Below are 19,684 nucleotides of genomic sequence, written 5' to 3'. Positions count from 1 at the left end.
GTTACGCGGGTACGTGCACGGCCTCCACCCGGCTCACCACATGGTGATCGCGTTCCCTGAGCGCCGCGCGGCGGCGCAGCCGCAGGATCTGGGTGACGCCGAGCGCCTCCAGGACGAAGACCGAGGCGAAGGCGGCCCGGTAGTTGCCGCCCGTCGCGTCCAGCAGCACCCCGACGGCGAACAGTGTCGTCATGGAGGCGATGAACCCGCCCATGTTGACGATCCCCGACGCGGTGCCCTGACGCTCCGGTGGATTGGCGGGCCGGGCGAAGTCGAAGCCGACCATCGAGGCGGGCCCGCAGGCGCCCAGCACCACGCACAGGACGCTCAGCAGCCACATCGGCGTGTGATCGGCGGGATAGAAGATCGCGCAGGCCCAGAGAAGGGCGGTCGTCGCGACCGTGCCCAGGGCGATGGGGGTCCGTGCCTCGTGGTGGCGGGCGATGATCTGCCCGTAGACGAGCCCCACCACCATGTTGGAGAGCACCACCAGGGTGAGCAGCGTGCCCGCCGTACCCCGGCTGAGCCCCTGAGCCTCCACGAGGAACGGCATCCCCCAGAGCAGCAGGAACACCATCGCCGGGAACTGGGTGGTGAAGTGCACCCACATCCCGAGCCGGGTCCCCGGCTCCCGCCAGGCGGCGGCGATCTGCTTGCGGACGTACGCGCCGCCCGCGTGCTCGGCGGGCGGCGGCTCGTGCCCCTCGGGGTGGTCCTTGAGGAAGAGCAGCAGCAGAACGAGCACGACCACACCCGCCCCCGCACTGCCGGCGAAGGTCGTGGTCCAGCCGAAGCTGTGCAGCGCCCGCGCGATGAAGAGCGTCGAGACGAGGTTGCCCGCCATCCCGAACAGCGCGGCGACCTGGCCGATCAGCGGGCCGCGCCGGGCGGGGAACCAGCGGCTGCCGAGCCGCAGCACGCTGATGAACGTCATCGCGTCGCCGCAGCCGAGCAGGGCGCGGGCGGCCAGCGCCATGCCGTACGAGGGGGAGAGCGCGAAGCCGAGCTGCCCGACCGTGAACAGGACGGCCCCGATGGTGAGGACCCGCTTGGTGCCGAGCCGGTCGACCATCAGCCCCACGGGTATCTGCATGCCCGCGTAGACGAGGAGCTGGAGGATGGAGAACGTCGACAGGGCCGACGCGTTGACGTCGAACCGGTCGGCGGCGTCGAGACCGGCCACACCCAGGCTCGTACGGAAGATGATCGCGACGAAGTAGACCGCGACGCCGATCCCCCAGACCCGGGCGGCACGCCGGCCCCCGGGTGGGTCACCGGGCAGCGAGAGCGTGGGGGCGGCGGCCGAACTCACCGGTCCTCACCCCGGACCAGTACCCGCACCCGGCCGACATGGCGCCGCACGACCTGCGCGGCCCCCTCCGCGTCCCCGGCCCGGATCGCCTCCAGCAGTTCACCGTGCTCGGTGATGTTGGCCTCGATCCTGCCCGGGTGCGCCTCCATCACCGCGACGCCCATCCGCAACTGACGGTCCCGCAGCTGGTCGTAGAGGCGCGAGAGGATCTCGTTGCCCGCGTGCTTCACGATCTCGGCATGGAAACAGCGGTCCTTCACGGCCACCGCCGCCAGATCCCCGACCTCCGCCAGCTGCCGCTGCTCCTCCAGGAACTGTTCGAGCCGCGCGATCAGCTGCGCGGAGGCGGGCACGGCCTTGCGCGCCGCGAACTCCTCCACCAGCAGCCGGGTCTCCACCACGTCCTTGATCTCCTGCGCGGAGACGGCGAGGACGAGGGCGCCCTTCTTCGGGTAGAGCTTGATCAGCCCCTCGACCTCCAGCCGCAGCAGCGCCTCCCGTACGGGCGTACGCGACACCCCTACCGCGTCCGCGAGGCCCCCTTCGGTGAGCAGCGTCCCGCCCTCGTAACGACGGTCCAGGACCGCCTCCTTGATGTGCGTGTAGACGCGTTCGGCGGCGGGCGGCTGCTTGAGCGAGGTGTGGGGCGACCGGGCGGGGGCGGAGGGTGCGGCAGGCATGCCCACAGCATAGATACAACATGCACGCATGGAGCGGCCGCGTCCGGATTCCGGACCGGCCCCGGCGGGCCGCGAGGATCAATAGTTCAGGCTTTCCTGAATTCAGGATCAGCTGTACTGTCGTGCGCATGCTGACCGTCGCTTCCGACATCGAGGTGCTCGCACGGTTCGGCCGCGCGCTCGCCGACCCGATCCGCTGCCGCCTGCTGCTCGCGCTCCGCGAGGCCCCCGCGTACCCCTCCGACCTCGCCGACGCCCTGGGCATCTCCCGCCCCCGGCTCTCCAACCACCTGGCCTGCCTGCGCGACTGCGGCCTGGTCGTCACCGTGCCGGACGGACGCCGAGCGCGTTACGAACTGGCCGACGAACGCCTCGGCGACGCCCTGGACAACCTGCGCGCCGCCGTGGTCGCCGTCGAGACCGACCGCACCTGCGCGGACGCCGAGTCGGAAGGGTGCTGCTGAGCGATGACCGCGATATCCCTCGGCCCCTCCCCGGCCCGCCGTGACGCGCTCGCCCGCCGGATACGGCTGCTGGTCGTGGCGACGATCGCGTACAACGTCATCGAGGCGGCCGTCGCCCTCACCGCCGGAACGATCGCCTCCTCCAGCGCCCTGGTCGGCTTCGGCCTGGACTCCGTCATCGAGGTCTCCTCGGCCACCGCCGTCGCCTGGCAGTTCTCCGCCCGCGACCACGCGGTGCGCGAGGCCCGGGAGAGGGCCGCCCTGCGGGTCATCGCCCTCTCGTTCTTCGCCCTCGCCGCGTACGTCTCCGTCGACGCGGTCCGGGCACTGGCGGGCGACGGCGAGGCCGAACGCTCCGTCACCGGCATCGTGATCGCGGCCCTTTCCCTTGCGGTCATGCCGTTCCTGTCGGCCGCGCAGCGCCGGGCGGGCCGCGAACTCGGCTCCGCCTCGGCCGTCGCGGACTCGAAGCAGACCCTCCTGTGCACGTACCTCTCCGCCGTCCTCCTCGTCGGCCTCCTCCTCAACGCCACGCTCGGCTGGTCCTGGGCCGACCCGGTCGCCGCCCTCGTCATCGCCGTCATCGCGGTCAAGGAGGGCCGCGAAGCCTGGCAGGGCAAGGGCTGCTGCGCACCGGCGCAGACCTGCGGACACTGACGGCGGGGCCGGGCCGGCGCAGGACAACTGCGACCACGGTCAGGTTCAAGATCGCGGTCAAGGTCAAGTCTGCGCAAATTCACCCGTTCGGGAACACATCCATTCACCCGCCTCAGGAGTCTCACCCACCGAGCGGCACCCTTATGTGGCCGCATATCAGGGGCATTTGGAGCGTTCAGTTGAAAATCGGGATCAAGCGCATCAATCGCGTCACCATCATGAGCACCGTGGCACTCACCGCGGGTGCGGTGCTCGCGAGCGGCGCCTTCGCCTCGACGGCACAGGCCGCCGCGCCGCCGGTTCCGAAGATCGTCGCCAAGGGCGGCTTCGTGATGAACAGCGGCACCGGCAAGGCCCTTTACAGCAAGGCTGCGGACACCCGCCGCTCCACCGGCTCCACCACGAAGATCATGACCGCACTCGTGGTGCTGTCGCAGAAGAACGTGAACCTCAAGAGCAAGGTCACCATCCAGAAGGCGTACAGCGACTACATCGTCTCGAAGAACGCCTCGTCCGCCCGGCTCATCGTCGGCGACAAGGTCACCGTGGGCCAGCTCCTCTACGGCCTGATGCTTCCGTCCGGCTGCGACGCGGCGTACGCCCTGGCCGACAAGTTCGGCGCAGGCAAGACCCGTGCGGCCCGCGTGAAGTCGTTCATCGGCAAGATGAACTCCACGGCGAAGAGCCTCAAGCTGAAGAACACCCGCTTCGACTCGTTCGACGGCATAGGGGGAGGGAACAACTACTCGACCCCCCGTGACCTGACGATCATCGCCAACAAGGCCATGAAGAACTCCACCTTCCGCTCGATCGTCAAGACGAAGTCGACGAAGCAGAAGGTCACGACCAAGAGCGGTGGCTACCGCAACATGGCGTGGACCAACACCAACAAGATGCTCAGCAGCTACAGCGGCGCGATCGGCGTGAAGACGGGCTCCGGCCCGACCGCCAAGTACTGCCTGGTCTTCGCGGCGACGCGTAAGGGCAAGACCGTCATCGGTACGGTGCTCACCTCGTCCTCCGAGGCGAACCGCACGGCGGACGCGAAGAAGCTCATGGACTACGGGTTCAAGAAGTAGCCCACCCGCGCGTACGAGCAAGGGGCCCGGCCCGCACACATCGTGCGGGCCGGGCCCCTTCGCTTTCCGGCGATTCCGCTCTCTCCCGGCCGACGCCGGGCCGGCCGGGAGACGCGGTCACGCCCAGGTGATCAGTCGCTTCGGCTGCTCCAGGATCGCCGCCACATCGGCCAGCACCTTGGAGCCCAGCTCGCCGTCGACCAGGCGGTGGTCGAAGGAGAGCGCCAGCGTGGTGACCTGACGCGGCTTCACCTTGCCCTTGTGGACCCACGGCTGGAGCTTGATCGCGCCGACCGCCAGGATCGCGGACTCGCCGGGGTTCAGGATCGGGGTGCCCGTGTCGACGCCGAAGACGCCGACGTTGGTGATGGTCACCGTGCCGCCCGCCATCGCCGCCGGGGACGTCTTGCCGTCCCTCGCCGTGGCGACCAGCTCGCCCAGGGCCGCCGCGAGCTGCGGCAGCGTCTTGTCGTGCGCGTCCTTGATGTTCGGCACGATCAGACCGCGCGGGGTCGCCGCCGCGATCCCCAGGTTCACGTAGTGCTTCTGCACGATCTCCTGGTTGGCCTCGTCCCAGGCGGCGTTGACCTCGGGGTTCCGCTTGATCGCGACCAGGAGGGCCTTGGCGATGATCAGGAGCGGGTTGACCCGCACCCCCGCCATCTCCTTGTCCTCCTTGAGCTCCGCCACGAGCTTCATCGTGCGCGTCACGTCGACCGTGACGAACTCGGTGACATGCGGCGCGGTGAACGCGCTGCCCACCATCGCCTGCGCGATCGCCTTGCGGACTCCCTTGACCGGGATGCGGGTCTCGCGAGCCGAGGCCGTGGCGGCCGGTGCCTCGGTGACCACAGGCTCGGACGCCGAGGGAGCCGGGGCCGAAGGAGCCTCAGCAGCCACCGGAGTCGCCGCGGCGTGCACGTCCTCGCGGGTGATGATGCCGTCCTTGCCGGTCGGCACCACCGTCGCCAGATCGATCCCCAGGTCCTTGGCGAGCTTCCGTACCGGCGGCTTGGCCAGCGGGCGGCCGACCGGAGGAGCATCGACCACGGGAGCCGCAGAACCGTGCCCGTTCAGCTCGGCCTGGACCGCGGCCGCGACCGCGGCGGCCTCCGGCGCGGCCCCCTTGCGCGGGCGGCGCTTGGTGGAGGACTCGGCGACCCCGTAGCCGACCAGGACCGGCGTCCGGCCCTTAGGCTCCTCGGCGGGGGCGGCCTCGACCGGCTCCTGGGCGGGAGCGGCGGCCGGAGCGGGGGCATCCTCGCTCCCCGGCGCCACATCCACCGTGATGATCACCTCGCCGACGTCGACCGTCGTACCTTCGGCGAACCGCAGCTCGTGCACCACACCGTCGAACGGGATCGGCAGCTCCACCGCCGCCTTCGCCGTCTCGACCTCGCACACGACCTGGCCGTCGGTGACGGTGTCACCGGGCTGGACGAACCACTTGAGGATCTCGGCCTCGGTGAGCCCCTCGCCCACGTCGGGCATCTTGAACTCGCGGAAGCGAGCGGACGTTTGCGTCATCGTCGTCACGACCCCTCTCTTCTCAGTACGCAAGCGAGCGGTCGACGGCGTCGAGCACCCGGTCCAGACCCGGCAGGTACTCGTCCTCCAGCCGGGCCGGCGGGTAGGGCACGTGGTAGCCGCCGACCCTGAGCACCGGCGCTTCGAGGTGGTAGAAGCTGCGCTCGGTGATGCGGGCGGCGATCTCCGCGCCGGAGCCGTAGAAGACGGGCGCCTCGTGGACGACCACGAGCCGGCCGGTCTTCTCGACCGACGTCTGGATGGCGTCGAAGTCGATGGGGGACATCGAGCGCAGGTCCAGGACCTCGACCGACTTGCCCTCCTCCTGGGCGGCCGCGGCCGCTTCCAGGCAGACCTTCACCATCGGGCCGTACGCGACGAGCGTGAGGTCGCTGCCCTCGCGGACGCGTACCGCCTTGTGCAGCGGGCCGGGGATGGACTCGGTGTCGACCTCGCCCTTGTCCCAGTAACGCCGCTTGGGCTCGAAGAAGATGATCGGGTCGTCGCTCTGGACGGCCTGCTGCATCATCCAGTAGGCGTCGCTCGCGTTGGACGGCGAGACCACCTTGAGCCCCGCCACGTGGGCGAAGAGCGCCTCGGGGGACTCGCTGTGGTGCTCGACCGCGCCGATGCCACCGCCGTACGGGATACGGACGACGACCGGCAGCTTGATCTTGCCGAGCGCGCGGGCGTGCATCTTCGCGAGCTGCGTGACGATCTGGTCGTACGCGGGGAAGACGAAGCCGTCGAACTGGATCTCGACGATCGGGCGGTAGCCGCGCAGGGCCAGGCCGATCGCGGTGCCGACGATTCCGGACTCGGCGAGCGGGGTGTCGATCACCCGGTCCTCTCCGAAGTCCTTCTGGAGGCCGTCGGTGATACGGAAGACACCGCCGAGCTTTCCGACGTCCTCACCCATGATGAGGACCTTGGGGTCGGTGTCGAGGGCCAGCCGCAGCGACTCGTTGAGCGCTTTCGCGATGGACATCTTTTCCACGGCCATGGCTACTTGCCCTCCTCGGCGGAGTCTGCGAACGATGCCTGGTAGGCGGCGAACTGGGCACGCTCCTCGTCGACGAGGGAGTTGCCGTCGGCGTAGCCGTGCTCGAACAGGGACATCGGCTCCGGGTCGGGCATCGCCCGCACCACCTCGCGTACGCGCTTGCCGAGGGTCTCGCTCTCCGTCTCCAGCTCGGTGAAGAACGCCTCGTCGGCGAGCTTCTCCTTCTCCAGGTACGTGCGCAGCCGCAGGATCGGGTCCTTGGCCTCCCACGCGGCCCGCTCGTCGTCGGCCCGGTACTTCGTCGGGTCGTCGGAGGTGGTGTGGGCGCCCATGCGGTACGTGAACGCCTCGACCAGGGTCGGGCCCTCGCCGCGGCGGGCGCGCTCCAGCGCGGAGCGGGTGACCGCCAGACAGGCGAGTACGTCGTTGCCGTCGACCCGGACGCCGGGGAAGCCGTACCCCTGCGCGCGCTGGTAGAGCGGCACGCGGGTCTGGCGCTCGGTGGGCTCGGAGATGGCCCACTGGTTGTTCTGGCAGAAGAACACGACCGGGGCGTTGTAGACCGCGGAGAAGGTGAACGCCTCGGCCACATCGCCCTGGCTGGAGGCGCCGTCACCGAAGTACGCGACCACGGCCGAGTCCGCGCCGTCCTTGGCGACGCCCATGGCGTAGCCGGTGGCGTGCAGGGTCTGCGAGCCGATGACGATCGTGTACAGGTGGAAGTTGTTGGTCGTCGGGTCCCAGCCACCGTGGTTCACCCCGCGGAACATGCCCAGCAGGTTGGTGGGGTCGACCCCGCGGCACCAGGCCACGCCGTGCTCGCGGTAGGTCGGGAAGACGTAGTCGTCGTCGCGCAGCGCCCGGCCGCTGCCGATCTGCGCGGCCTCCTGGCCGAGCAGCGAGGCCCACAGGCCCAGCTCCCCCTGGCGCTGCAGTGCGGTCGCCTCGGCGTCGAAGCGGCGGGTCAGAACCATGTCCCGGTACAGACCGCGCAGCTCGTCCGCGCTCAGGTCGATGCTGTAGTCCGGGTGCTCGACACGCTCGCCCTCGGGCGTCAGCAGCTGCACGAGCTGGGGCTCGGAACTCTGTGGCGTCTTCGCGGCGCTGGTCCGCTTACTGGCGCGTCGCGGTTTACGCGCGGCGGCAGTGCTCTCCACGGTCACGTGCGTGCTCCTCCGTCGGTCCGGCCCCCGGGGTCTGCCGGGAACCAGTGCGGCTCGCCTGTGTCCGGACCCGTGCACGGGGTGGGTGCTTCTCGGCCGGGATACAGGCGTGACAGGTGCCCCGGCGAGCGCCCTGTCATAGGCACGTTACCCAGTGCATCGCATAACTGCGAAACCCTATCTGACCTGCGATTTTGCTTGGATTTCCAAGTAAATCGAAAAAATCGCGAAGCTCTGCTGGTCACAGCACTGGTAACAGCCTTGCAGGCCGCCGGAACAACGGCACGTTATCCCGTGGATCAGCGGCAGGGAAGAGCGGAGCGGAGGCGAGTATGTGAGACTGCGATCGTGCGCGAAGATGGAAAAATCACGGTATTTCTGCTCGACGATCACGAGGTCGTCCGGCGTGGCGTCCATGAGCTGCTGGCCTCCGAGCCCGACATCGAGGTGGTCGGCGAGGCGGGGACGGCCGCCGACGCGCTGGTCAGGATCCCGGCGACGCGTCCCGATGTGGCGGTGCTCGACGTCCGGCTGCCCGACGGCAGCGGCGTGGAGGTGTGCCGGGAGGTCCGTTCGCTGGACGAGAACATCAAATGCCTGATGCTCACCTCGTACGCCGATGACGAGGCCCTTTTCGACGCGATCATGGCCGGCGCGTCGGGATATGTGCTGAAGGCGATCCGGGGCAATGAACTGCTCAATGCCGTACGGGACGTCGCCGCCGGGAAATCCCTGCTGGATCCGGTGGCGACCGCCCGGGTGCTGGAACGGCTGCGTGACGGCGGCACCGCCAAGGGCGACGACCGGCTCTCGAACCTCACCGAACAGGAGCGCAAGATCCTGGACCTGATCGGGGAGGGGCTGACCAACCGGGTCATCGGGGAGCGGCTGCACCTCGCCGAGAAGACCATCAAGAACTACGTCTCCAGCCTGCTGTCCAAGCTGGGCATGGAGCGGCGCTCGCAGGCGGCCGCGTACGTCGCACGGCTCCAGGCCGAGCGCCGCTGACGACGGCTCGCAGGGACTTTGGTCCCGCGCCACCCGGGGCCTGGGACTCTTACCCGGCCCCTACGCGTGCCGGACAGTGGACCGTATGCCCTCCGACGAATCCCCCGCGCCCGCGCCGGTCTCGCCGATCGAGCTGCTCGGCCGCGTCCCGTACGGCCGTCTCGCCACCAGCATGCGGGCCCTGCCGTTCCTGGCGGTGGCCCGGCACATCGTGAGCGACGGCCGGATCCTGCTGCGGATGCACAGCGGCTTCGGCTACCACGAGGCGTGCGACGGGAGCGTCGTCGCCTACGGCGCGGACAACTACAACGCGGCCTCCTCCGGCGACGGCGGGGACCTGTGGTCGGTGCAGTTCACCGGGCCCGCCGAGATCGTCCATCCCTGCCCTGAGCAGGCAGAACTCTTCGGAGCCGCCCCCGTCCGCGCCAACGGGGAACCCTTCGCTCCGGCCTATCTCCGGGTCGATCCGCACTTCGTCACAGAGCACACTCTGGACTTCGGCGCAAGTCAGCTTGTCCGCCACGCAGCGTGATCTACCATTTGGTAAGTGCCGCGCTCATATGTAACCCGCCCACCAGTTCCTCCGGTCGGCGAGGTGCTGCGCCGCTACCCGGACGTGGGAGAACCGCTCGCCTGCGAGCCGATCACCAAGGGCCTGCTGAACCACGGATACCGCGTGTCCACCACCCGCGGCTCCTACTTCCTCAAGCACCATCTCGACAAGAAGCACATCGACGACGCCACCGGTGAGCGCGCCACGATCGTGCGCCAGCACCGCGCCACCCAGCGCCTGGCCTCCCTCGGCGTGCCCGTCGTCCCGCCCCTCACGGACGCGGAGGGCACCACGGTCACCGTGATCGGTGACCGCTGCTACGCCCTGCACCCCTGGGTCGACGGCCTCCACCGGGTCGGATCCCAGCTCACCCCCCACCAGTCGCGGCGTCTCGGGACGCTCCTCGGAGCCGTACACACCGCTCTTGAGCAGGTCATGCCGGCGGACGGTGAACCCGAGCCGTCCGCCGGGCCCTTACCGGCCGGGTACGGCAGTCCGCACGCCGCCGACACCTTCGCGCTGATCGACGAGCTGCTGGCCGTGGCGCGCGGGCAGCTCCCCCGGGACAGCCCCCGCGACGCGTTCGACGAACTCGCCGTGCACCGCCTCGTGGAGCGCCGGGCGCTGCTGGAACGGCACGCTCACCGCCGGCCGCCGACGCCGGACGGGCCCGCCACCGGGTGGGTGCACGGGGACTTCCACCCGCTCAACCTGCTCTACCGGGGCGCCGATCCGGTCGCCATCGTGGACTGGGACCGGCTGGGGGTGCAGCCGCGCGCCGAGGAGGCGGTCCGGGCGGCGGCCATCTTCTTCGTGCAGCCGGGCGGGGAGCTGGACCTGGCGAAGGTACGGGCGTACGCCCGCGCGTACCGGCGTGCGGCGGGGGCGGCAGGGGCCGAACTGGCCGCCGCCGTGCACCGGGTGTGGTGGGAGCGGCTCAACGACTTCTGGATACTCCGCTGGCGCTACCGCCTGGACGACCGAAGGGCCGACCCGCAGTTCCCTGCGGTGTCGGCCCTGGCGGTGTGGTGGACCCGTGAGTACGAGGCGGTGTGCGCGGCCTTCACGGAGTGACGCGTGCCCCGAGCGCGTGCCCCAAGAAGGTGACGCGTGCGCTCTATGGCGACGCGGCCCCTACGGGGTCAGGCCCGCGGAGGCGCCGGGGGTCGTCCCCGTGCCTCCGTCGTCGCCGCCACCGGCTCCTCCGGCGGGCTCCCCGCCGCCGGGCCCGCCCGGCGTGCCCGGGTCGGTGGTCGGGTCGGTGGGGTCGCCGCTCGGTTCACCGCTGCTGCCCTCGTTGGTGTTGCCGTCCGTCGTCCCGGCGTCCGTGTTGTCCGACGGGGTCGGGGACGGGGTGAGCGAGGGCTGGGTGGCCGTCGGGGGCGGGGTGTACGGCGGCGGGTTCGGCTGCGTCTGACCGCCCGTCGGGTCGCTCGGCTGCTCCGGCTCCTCGGACTCCTCCTCGGACGGCTCCTCCGAGGGCTCCTCCTCGGAGGAGCTCACCGAGGTGGACGGCGTGACCGGCTTCTTCTCCTTGCCGTTGTCCTGCGCCGCGTTGAGGGCGAAGGCCACTCCGGCGCCGATCGCCACCAGGGCGAGCACCACGAAGAGCCACATCTTGCCGCGCCGGCCACCGGCACTCCGGCCGCCGTCGTAGCCGCCGTCGTCCGGGTTGAGCGGGGGCAGGATCGGGCCCTGCGAGGTGTCCCCGTGCATCGGGTGACCCATCGCACGCGTGGAGCCCGTCATCCCGTGCGGCGGGGTCCGGCCGCCCTCGTGGTGCGCGACCGGGCCGGTGTTCCACGTACCGGTGTGACCGCCCTGGACCTGGAGCATCTGCAGGCTGTACTGGACCAGGCCGCGCATCTCCTCGGCGCTCTGGAACCGGTCGTCCGGGTCCTTCGCCAGCGAGCGCATCACCATCCCGTCCAGCTCCGGAGGCACCACGTCCGAGACCTCGGACGGCTGCACCGGGATGTCCTGGACGTGCTGGTAGACCACCGAGAGCGGGGTCTCACCGGTGAACGGTGGCCGCAGCGCGAGCAGTTCGTAGAGCAGGCAGCCCGTGGCGTACAGGTCGGAGCGGTGGTCGACGGCCTTGCCGAGCGCCTGCTCGGGGGAGAGGTACTGCGGCGTGCCCATGACCATGCCGGTCTGGGTCATCGTCGACTGGGCGCCGTGCAGCGCCCGCGCGATGCCGAAGTCCATCACCTTGACCGCGCCGGAGTCCGTGATGATCACGTTGGCGGGCTTGATGTCACGGTGCACGATGCCGTGCTGGTGCGAGTAGGCCAGCGCCTCCAGCACCCCCGAGACGATGATCAGCGCCTGCTCGGGCGGGGGCGCCTCGGCGGTCAGGAGGAGGTCGCGGATGGTGCGGCCCTCGACCAGCTCCATCACGATGTACGGGACGGTCTGGCCGCCCACGACGTCCTCGCCGGAGTCGTACACGGCGACGATCGCATGGTGGTTGAGGCCGGCGACGGACTGCGCCTCACGCGTGAAGCGGGCCTTGGAGACCGGGTCCTCGGCCAGGTCGGAGCGGAGCAGCTTGATCGCGACCGTACGTCCGAGCCGGACGTCCTCCGCCGCGTACACCTCTGCCATGCCGCCCCGGCCGAGCCGGTAGGTCATCCGGTAGCGTCCGTCACCGACGACGCCGCCGACACCCCAGGCGTCGGAGCCATCCGAAACTCCGCCGCCGTTTGCTTCGGAATCGGGTGCCATCAGTCCTCGCCGTCGTATCTGTCCGCGCGTCCGCGGGTTCTCACGGTGCCTTGCTGCATTGCCACGTCACGCTACAGCCTCCACCGGACACCCAGGTTCCGCACCGGACGGATCATCCGACCGGCCGGCGCGCCCTCCCCGCCGATTCACCGCGTTTCCTGTAACGCTTCCGAGACGCTTCTTGTGCGTAGGGTCACGGAACGGGCACCCGGCTTGACGTGTCGGACCCCTCGGGCAGACTTGGCGCGTAATCGCGTCGAACGGAACCGCGTCGCACGCGACCACGTCATACAGAAACATCGCGTGTGCACGGTGCGCCGCCGAGGGGGATGCAAGTCATGAGCCAGGACGGCGCACAGGGCCGCTACGCGGGCGGGGCAGTGGCAGGCGGCCGCTACCAGTTGCGTGACCTGCTCGGCGAAGGCGGGATGGCGTCCGTATACCTGGCCTACGACTCCGCACTCGACCGCCAGGTCGCGATCAAGACCCTGCACACCGAGCTCGGGCGCGAGCAGTCCTTCCGCGAGCGGTTCCGGCGCGAGGCGCAGGCCGTCGCCAAGCTCCAGCACACCAACATCGTCTCGGTCTTCGACACCGGCGAGGACGAGCTCGGCGGCGCGCTGATGCCGTACATCGTCATGGAGTACGTCGAGGGGCAGCCGCTCGGCTCGGTGCTGGCCGCCGACATCCGGCAGTACGGCGCGATGCCCGCCGACAAGGCGCTCAAGGTGACGGCGGACGTGCTGGCCGCGCTGGAGACCAGCCACGAGATGGGCCTGGTCCACCGCGACATCAAGCCCGGCAACGTCATGATGACCAAGCGCGGCATCGTGAAGGTCATGGACTTCGGCATCGCCCGCGCCATGCAGTCCGGTGTCACCTCGATGACGCAGACCGGCATGGTCGTCGGCACCCCGCAGTACCTCTCCCCCGAACAGGCCCTCGGCCGCGGTGTCGACGCCCGCTCCGACCTGTACTCGGTCGGCATCATGCTCTTCCAGCTGCTCACCGGCCGGATCCCGTTCGACGCGGACTCGCCGCTCGCCATCGCGTACGCGCATGTGCAGGAGGAGCCGGTCGCGCCGTCCAGCATCAACCGGTCGGTCACCCCGGCGATGGACGCGCTCGTCGCCCGCGCCCTGAAGAAGAACCCGAACGAGCGCTTCCCGAGCGCCGCCGCGATGCGGGACGAGATCGCGCGGGTGCTGAACGCCTCCGGGGGCCGGACCGGCGCCCCGGCGATCGTCGCCGGGGGCGGTCCCGCCAACAGCGGTTCGGGCGTCGGCTCGGCGGTGTTCCCGCCCGTCGACCAGGCCACCCCCGCGCCGCAGAGCGTGCAGACCCCGTACCAGCCCCACCCGCACCAGCAGCCGCAGCACCCGGGCCCGTACAACCAGCCGGCCCCGACGCCCGCGCCGAGCTACGGGTACCCACAGGCGGCCCAGAGCTACCCGACGCCGGGCCCGCTCGCCCACCAGACCCCGCCGCCCTACACGATCAACCCGCAGCACCAGACGGCCGTCGGCACCACGGGCGGCTCCTCCTCCCAGCGGAACATGCCGGTCATCGTCGGCTCGATCGTCGTCGCGCTGCTCGCCGTCGGCGGCCTCATCACCGCGCTCGCCCTCCAGGGGGGCGGCAAGGACGACGAGGCGGGCAAGGGCGGCGACCCGGGGACCAGCGAGACCTCGACGGACGAGGGCTACCGGCCGCCGGAGCGGAACCGGACGATGAACACCACGAAGTGCACGGACGCCATCGAGGACTCCGACGACCCGCAGAAGGTCCAGGCGCCCAACTTCGTCTACAAGGACATCCTCTCGGCCAAGGCCTGCGCGGCGGCCGCCGGCTGGACGATCAAGGAGATCGAGGAGCCCGGCAACACGTACGCGGAGGGCCAGGTCGTCGGGCAGTTCCCGTCCTCGGGTGCGGCCGTCGCCGAGCAGGGCGCCCACTTCGAGCTGAAGGTCTCCACGGGCCGGCCTTCCTGAACAGGCCGGGGCGGGCCGGCCGGGGTGCGCGGCACCTGCCTGGTTCGCCTGCCTCGTCGCGGTGATCGTTTCTGATCGGGGTGCCGTTTCCCTGATCATTTGTGGGGCCGTTGATCTCCGTTCCGGGTCGGCAGTCGACCCCGGATGACCGGATATCTCCTCCTGACCCGTCCGGGATGCCGGATGCAGGAGCCCATGTGACGCTGATCTCATGGCTCCAGGACTTCCGGCCGTGTGGTCGTCGAGGTGCGCGGTCTGTCTGCTGGTGGCAGCCGGCGCGGCGCTGGGGCCGTCGGGGCCGCTGGACGGGACCGCCCACGGGTCGTCGGTGTCCGCCGGGCCCTCCGTGAGCGCCACACCCTCCGGAACGTCGAGCCCCGCCGCCACGCCGCCCCTGCCGTCGGGTGCCGCCCCTTCCTCCGTCTCCTCCGTGAGCCCCTCGGCCCTGCCCCTCCCCTCCGGCGCCCTCAGCTCCGGGGCCGTGGAGCCGGGCGGCGGCCCATCCGCGGACTTCGTGTACGGGGACGGCGCCGAGGCCCCCGCGTCCTCCGCCTCGCCCTCTCCCAGCCGTTCCGCTTCCGTCGAGGTGTCGGGGTCGACCGCACCGATGGCCGGGCGCGAGGCCGGGGCCGGGAAGGTGCGTCCCGGGCGGTCGCTGACCCCGCTGGAGCTGGCGCGGGCCGAGACACCGGACGAGCCGGAACCGCCGGTCGAGCCGGAGCAGAGCGCCGCAGGCCTGCCGGAATCCACCGTGCCGCCCGCGGAGTTCAGCGAGCCCGGGGCTGGGGCCGCACGTGCCCTGGACGCCGCCGCCGTACGGCAGGTGCGGCAGGTCTCGCTCGGTACGGGCATCGCCCTGGTGGGTCTCGGACTCGCCTTCCTCGCGTTCCGTTTGCGCCGCGTGAACTGACGGATTCCCCGTAGCCGTAACGCCGCAGCGACTTGCCAGAAGCAACATACTCGGTATACATACTCAGTATGTCGATCCGCCACGGGCTACTGGCCCTCCTGGAGCGGGGCCCCCGTTACGGCTCCCGGCTCCGCACCGAGTTCGAGTCGCGCACCGGCTCCACCTGGCCCCTGAACGTCGGCCAGGTCTATACGACGCTCGGCCGCCTGGAGCGTGACGGCATGGTCGTGCAGGAGGGGGCCGACGAGGCCGGGCACGACCTCTACGCCATCACCGACGACGGCCGGGCCGAGCTGCGCAGCTGGTTCGGGACCCCGGTGGACCGCACCAGCCCGCCCCGCGACGAACTGGCCATCAAGCTCGCCATGGCCGTGGGGGCCCCGGGTGTCGACATCCGTGATGTCATCCAGTCCCAGCGCCACCACACCCTCAAGGCCATGCAGGACTACACCCGGCTCAAGGCCCAGGCCCTGACCGACGTCCCGGCCAACCGGGACGAGGTCGCCTGGCTCCTCGTGGTGGAGCAGCTGATCTTCCAGGCGGAGGCCGAGGCCCGCTGGCTCGACCACTGCGAGTCACGGCTCGTCCGCCTCGCCCAAGCCGCCGCCACCGACCCCTCGGCCGAGCCCGGCCCGGCGGCCACCCGGGGCCCGGCCCGGTCCCTGACCGGCCGCACGAAGGCCCGCCGCTGAGCCCACGTCCCGTCCGCGCGGGCTCGGCCGCACGAAGGCCCGCCACCGAGCCCGCGTCAGGTCCCCGACCGCACGCACGAGAGCCCGCCACCGAGCCCGCGCGTTTCCTGTTCCGCACTCCATGACCAGCGCGTCTCTGTCTAGGGGGAACCACCCACCATGTCCCTGCCCGCCGCCACACCGCCGCCGCCGTCCCCCGGGACGCCCGTAGGCGACCCCGTACTCGAACTGCGGGCGCTGACCCGTACCCACGGTTCCGGCATCGCCGAGGTGCACGCCCTGCGCGGGATCAGCCTCTCGGTGTACCCGGGTGAGCTGGTCGCCGTGATGGGCCCCTCCGGCTCCGGCAAGTCCACCCTGCTGACCCTGGCCGGCGGGCTCGACGACGCCACCAGCGGCCAGGTCGTCATCGAGGGCCAGGACATCGCCTCCCTCGGCCGCAAGGGCGTCGCCGCCCTGCGCCGCCGCAGCGTCGGGTACGTCTTCCAGGACTACAACCTCATCCCCGCCCTGACCGCCGCCGAGAACATCGCGCTCCCCCGCGAACTCGACGGCGCCTCCGTGCGCAAGGCCCGCAAGGAAGCCCTCGCCGCACTGGCCGAGATGAAGCTGACCGAGATAGCCGACCGCTTCCCCGACGAGATGTCCGGCGGCCAGCAGCAGCGCGTCGCCATCGCCCGCGCCCTCGTCGGCGACCGGCGCCTCGTCCTCGCCGACGAGCCGACCGGAGCGCTCGACTCCGAGACCGGCGAGGCCGTCCTCGCCCTGCTGCGCACCCGCTGCGACCAGGGCGCGGCCGGGGTCATGGTGACCCATGAGCCCCGGTACGCGGCCTGGGCCGACCGGGTCGTCTTCCTCCGCGACGGTTCGATCGTCGACCAGACGCTGACCACCGGGGCCGACTCGCTGCTCACAGCGGGTGCCCCCGGGGCGTCCGGGACCTCCGGATCCGCCGAGGCCGCCAAGTGAGCCTCTTCTCCGGATGGCGCGCCGCCCTCCGCATAGCCAGACGCGACGCGATGCGGGCCAAGGGCCGCAGCGCCCTCGTCGTCGCGATGATCGCCCTGCCGGTCCTCGGTGTGACCGCCGCCGACCTGACGTACCGCAGCGCCCTGCCCACCCTGGCGGAGGAGCTGACGGCGGACCTGGGGGCGGCCGACGCCCTCTTCACTGATCAGGGGATGGGCCCGGTCCGGCTGGAACAGATGCCCAACGGCATCATGTGGCAGACGCCCGAGGACGCCCCGGAGACGCTCCCCGATGACGAGCGGAAGCCCGTCGACGTACCGGCGACCTTCCCTATGGGCTCGCGCCACCTCACCGAGCAGTCCGTGCCCGCCTCCGTGACGACCCGCCACGGCATCACCGACACCCAGATCACCGAACTGAGCGTCGCGGACCCACTGCTGCGCGGCCGGGTCGAGCTGACCGACGGCGCCTTCCCACGGGCCAGGAACGAGATGGCGGCGACCGAGGCCTTCATCGAGGCGTCCGGTCTCTCCGTCGGTGACCGCATCACCGTGCGCGGCCCCCAGCAGGTCTACACCCTCACCGGTGCGGTGGAACTGCCCGCCGAGCTGGAAGCGAGGTCCCTGTTCGCCGTACCCGGCGCGGTCATCGCCCCGTGGCAGAAGACCGCGGACGGCGACAAGGAGATCCTGCCGCCCCAGGCGAGCAGCGTGCAGTGGCTGGTCCAGGGCCCGCCCGGAGCGGGCGTGACCTGGCCGGACGTGCTCGCCGCCAATGAGAAGGGCGTGGTGGTCCGGGCCCGTCAGGTCGCCCTGGACCCGCCGCCGGACTCCGAGGTCCCCATGGCCGCGCACACGCAGGGCTGGGAGACCGACAACGCGGAGCTGACCGCGGCCGCCCTCACCGTGGCCGCCATGGCCGTACTGGAGATCGTGCTGCTGGCCGGTCCGGCGTTCGCCGTGGGCGCCCGACGCTCGCGCCGGCAGCTGGGCCTGGTCGGTTCGTGCGGCGGCACCCGCGGCCAGGTCCGGGCCGTGGTGCTCGCGGGCGGTGCGGTGCTCGGCGGGGTCGGCGCCGTCGCCGGCGTCGGGGCCGGGTTCGGTCTCACCGTTCTGTTCCGCCCGATGATCGAGGACTTCACCGGCAACCGCTTCGGCGAACTGACCGTCCGGCCCTGGGAGATCCTCGCCATCGCCGTACTCGGCCTGGTCACCGGTGTCCTCGCCGCACTCGCCCCGGCGATCGTGGCGGGCCGCCAGTCGATCCTGGAGTCGCTCACCGGGCACCGCGGCACCCGCCGCAGCTCCCGGGTGCTGCCGATCGTCGGCTCCGTCGTGCTCGCGGGCGGCATCGCCGTCGCGGTGTACGGAGGTGTCAGCGGCAACACCACCCTGGTCGCGGGCGGTTCCGTCCTCGCCGAACTGGGCCTTCTCGGCTGCATCCCGGTGATCGTCGGCTTCCTCGGACGGCTCGGCCGCAGGCTGCCGCTGACGCCCCGCATCGCCCTGCGTGACGCGGCCCGCAACCGGGGCCGTACCGCCCCCGCCGTCGCCGCCGTCATGGCGGCCGTCGCGGGCAGCGTCGCCATCGCCACGTACACCAGCAGCAGCGCCGCCGAGAACGACTACGACCACCAGCCCAACCTCACCGCGGGCACCGCCGCGCTGATGACCTTCGACACCGCCGAGAAGGCCAACCTGCCCCGCGCACGGGCCGCCGTCGAACAGAACTACCCCGTCAGCGGCGGGCGCACCGACCTCGGGCGGCTCTGGGCGGGCAGCGACTGCTCGGTGTACTACGAGGAGGAGAACGGCTGCGGAACCCTCGAAATCGTCAAGCCCACCGGAAAGGCCCACTCCTGCCCCCTGAAGGGCAAGGGCGCCAAGGAACTCGCCCTGCGGATCTCGGCCGACGAGCACAAGCGGCTGATGAACTCCCCCGCCTGCGTGGACGAGAGCTCCACCATGGTGACGTTCGGCACCGACGAGAACAAGATCGTCATCGGGGACGCGGCCCTGCTCACCTCGTACGTGAAGCTCGACGATCCGGCGGCGGCGAAGGCCCTGGCGGAGGGCACACCCGTCCTGCTCAACTCGGCGTACGCGAAGGACGGCGAGGTCACCCTCAAGGCCGTCCACACCTACAACGAGCGCGACAAGGAGATGCGCGCCCTGCACCCCGGCAAGGCCCGCACCACCACGGACCGGCTGAAGGTGTACGTCGCCCCGGACCGCTACGCGTCGACCCCGGGCATCCGGATGGTCATGCCGCAGCGGACCGCGGACCGGCTCGGCCTGCACTCCGAGGAGTACGGCAGCATCTACACCCTCAACCGCGAGCCGACGGACGCCGAGCGGCAGGGGGCCGACGCGGCGATCGAGCAGGCCGGCAACCGCGCCTACGTGATGACCGCGAACCCCGAGCGGCAGGGGGACGACGAGGCGGTCCTGCTGATCCTCGCCCTCTTCGCCGGTGTCGTGACCCTGGGCGCCGCGGCCATCACGACCGGTCTCTCCAAGGCCGACGCGGAGGCCGACCTCACCACGCTCAGCGCGGTGGGCGCGCCCCCGGGCGTACGGCGCTCGCTCACCGGCTTCCAGTGCCTGGTCGTCGCCCTGACCGGGGTACTGCTGGGGACGGCGGCGGGGATCGTGCCCGCGGTCGCACTGCGCCTGACCGACCTGCGCGAAGCCCTGGCGGACATGCGGGCGGATCCGATGGAGTCGGCGTACACCCCGATCGTGCTGCCCTGGGAGACGATCGCCCTGCTGGCCGTGGTCGTCCCGGTGCTGGCCGGGCTGCTCGCCGCCGCGCTCACCAGCTCCCGGCTGAAGCTGGCCCGACGCGCGGGGTGAGGGGCGGCTCCGGGTGCCCCCGGGGCGCTTCCGGTGCCTCCGAGGAGGCTTCCGGTGCCCCCGAGGAGGCTTCCGGTGCCCCCGGAGACGGTGG

General features: G+C 71.2%; 17 protein-coding genes. 11 read left to right on the top strand and 6 right to left on the bottom strand.

The annotated features are described in order from the left end of the window. Position 1: 1 nt before the first annotated feature. Together ACK8N7_RS18725 and ACK8N7_RS18720 are read right to left on the bottom strand one after the other, a co-directional pair. The gene (locus ACK8N7_RS18725) at positions 2-1,312 is read right to left on the bottom strand and encodes an MFS transporter (protein WP_500443310.1); all 1,311 of its coding nucleotides are present in this window, start codon (positions 1,310-1,312) and stop codon (positions 2-4) included. Then, positions 1,309-1,992, bottom strand: coding sequence for a GntR family transcriptional regulator (locus ACK8N7_RS18720; protein ID WP_403213508.1), 684 nt, complete (start codon positions 1,990-1,992; stop codon positions 1,309-1,311). Before ACK8N7_RS18720 ends, ACK8N7_RS18725 begins: the two co-directional genes overlap by 4 nt. A 128-nt stretch (positions 1,993-2,120) precedes the next feature. Between ACK8N7_RS18720 and ACK8N7_RS18715 the strand changes: the two genes are divergently transcribed. The 3 genes from ACK8N7_RS18715 to ACK8N7_RS18705 all read left to right on the top strand — a co-directional run bounded on the left by ACK8N7_RS18715 (position 2,121) and on the right by ACK8N7_RS18705 (position 4,192). Then, entirely contained in the window at positions 2,121-2,456 is a 336-nt protein-coding gene (locus ACK8N7_RS18715; protein ID WP_403213510.1) for an ArsR/SmtB family transcription factor, read from the top strand. A gap of 3 nt (positions 2,457-2,459) precedes the next feature. Next, entirely contained in the window at positions 2,460-3,113 is a 654-nt protein-coding gene (locus ACK8N7_RS18710) for a cation efflux transmembrane domain-containing protein (RefSeq protein ID WP_403213512.1), read from the top strand. A 179-nt stretch (positions 3,114-3,292) separates the two neighbouring features. Next, positions 3,293-4,192: a D-alanyl-D-alanine carboxypeptidase family protein gene (locus ACK8N7_RS18705; protein WP_015609756.1), complete on the top strand. Its 900-nt coding sequence runs from the start codon at positions 3,293-3,295 to the stop codon at positions 4,190-4,192. Positions 4,193-4,309: 117 nt separating this feature from the next. On the opposite strand, the gene ACK8N7_RS18700 is transcribed toward ACK8N7_RS18705, so the two are convergent. The 3 genes from ACK8N7_RS18700 to pdhA are packed head-to-tail and all read right to left on the bottom strand — an operon-like array spanning position 4,310 to position 7,885. Beyond that, on the bottom strand, positions 4,310-5,728 hold the full coding sequence (locus ACK8N7_RS18700) for a dihydrolipoamide acetyltransferase family protein (protein ID WP_403213514.1): 1,419 nt from the start codon (positions 5,726-5,728) through the stop codon (positions 4,310-4,312). Between the two features lie 13 nt (positions 5,729-5,741). Then, positions 5,742-6,722, bottom strand: coding sequence for an alpha-ketoacid dehydrogenase subunit beta (locus tag ACK8N7_RS18695; RefSeq protein ID WP_015609758.1), 981 nt, complete (start codon positions 6,720-6,722; stop codon positions 5,742-5,744). 2 nt (positions 6,723-6,724) lie between these two features. Continuing rightward, on the bottom strand, positions 6,725-7,885 hold the full coding sequence (gene pdhA, locus ACK8N7_RS18690) for a pyruvate dehydrogenase (acetyl-transferring) E1 component subunit alpha (protein WP_031122480.1): 1,161 nt from the start codon (positions 7,883-7,885) through the stop codon (positions 6,725-6,727). Between the two features lie 348 nt (positions 7,886-8,233). Here pdhA and ACK8N7_RS18685 point away from each other — a divergent pair, with 348 nt between their 5' ends. The 3 genes from ACK8N7_RS18685 (at position 8,234) to ACK8N7_RS18675 (ending at position 10,520) form a co-directional block, all read left to right on the top strand. Next, a complete protein-coding gene (locus tag ACK8N7_RS18685; RefSeq protein WP_403213518.1) occupies positions 8,234-8,893 on the top strand; it encodes a response regulator in 660 nt (219 codons plus the stop codon). Positions 8,894-8,978: 85 nt separating this feature from the next. Then, on the top strand, positions 8,979-9,425 hold the full coding sequence (locus ACK8N7_RS18680) for a pyridoxamine 5'-phosphate oxidase family protein (protein ID WP_403213520.1): 447 nt from the start codon (positions 8,979-8,981) through the stop codon (positions 9,423-9,425). Positions 9,426-9,488: 63 nt separating this feature from the next. Further along, positions 9,489-10,520, top strand: coding sequence for a phosphotransferase (locus tag ACK8N7_RS18675; RefSeq protein WP_500443305.1), 1,032 nt, complete (start codon positions 9,489-9,491; stop codon positions 10,518-10,520). Between the two features lie 60 nt (positions 10,521-10,580). Here ACK8N7_RS18675 and ACK8N7_RS18670 read toward each other — a convergent pair whose 3' ends face one another. Next, positions 10,581-12,173 carry a protein kinase domain-containing protein gene (locus tag ACK8N7_RS18670; protein ID WP_403213522.1) on the bottom strand — a complete coding sequence of 531 codons (1,593 nt, stop codon included), beginning with the start codon at positions 12,171-12,173 and terminating at the stop codon, positions 10,581-10,583. Between the two features lie 338 nt (positions 12,174-12,511). Here ACK8N7_RS18670 and ACK8N7_RS18665 point away from each other — a divergent pair, with 338 nt between their 5' ends. From ACK8N7_RS18665 to ACK8N7_RS18645, 5 genes are all read left to right on the top strand, one after another. Beyond that, positions 12,512-14,164, top strand: a complete 1,653-nt coding sequence (locus tag ACK8N7_RS18665) for a protein kinase domain-containing protein (protein ID WP_403213524.1) — start codon at positions 12,512-12,514, stop codon at positions 14,162-14,164. 211 nt (positions 14,165-14,375) lie between these two features. After that, complete coding sequence (locus ACK8N7_RS18660; RefSeq protein ID WP_403213526.1) at positions 14,376-15,074, top strand: hypothetical protein; 699 nt, start codon at positions 14,376-14,378, stop codon at positions 15,072-15,074. 68 nt (positions 15,075-15,142) lie between these two features. Beyond that, positions 15,143-15,766, top strand: a complete 624-nt coding sequence (locus ACK8N7_RS18655) for a PadR family transcriptional regulator (protein ID WP_403213528.1) — start codon at positions 15,143-15,145, stop codon at positions 15,764-15,766. Positions 15,767-15,925: 159 nt separating this feature from the next. Next, positions 15,926-16,735 carry an ABC transporter ATP-binding protein gene (locus ACK8N7_RS18650; RefSeq protein WP_500443303.1) on the top strand — a complete coding sequence of 270 codons (810 nt, stop codon included), beginning with the start codon at positions 15,926-15,928 and terminating at the stop codon, positions 16,733-16,735. Next, entirely contained in the window at positions 16,732-19,590 is a 2,859-nt protein-coding gene (locus ACK8N7_RS18645) for an FtsX-like permease family protein (RefSeq protein WP_500443301.1), read from the top strand. The genes ACK8N7_RS18650 and ACK8N7_RS18645 overlap by 4 nt, the downstream gene beginning before the upstream one ends. Positions 19,591-19,684: the final 94 nt, after the last annotated feature.

The sequence above is a fragment of the Streptomyces griseobrunneus genome (assembly GCF_046713465.1).
GTDB classification, from domain to species: Bacteria; Actinomycetota; Actinomycetes; order Streptomycetales; family Streptomycetaceae; genus Streptomyces; species Streptomyces microflavus.
This window is presented reverse-complemented; position numbering and strand designations above follow the sequence as displayed.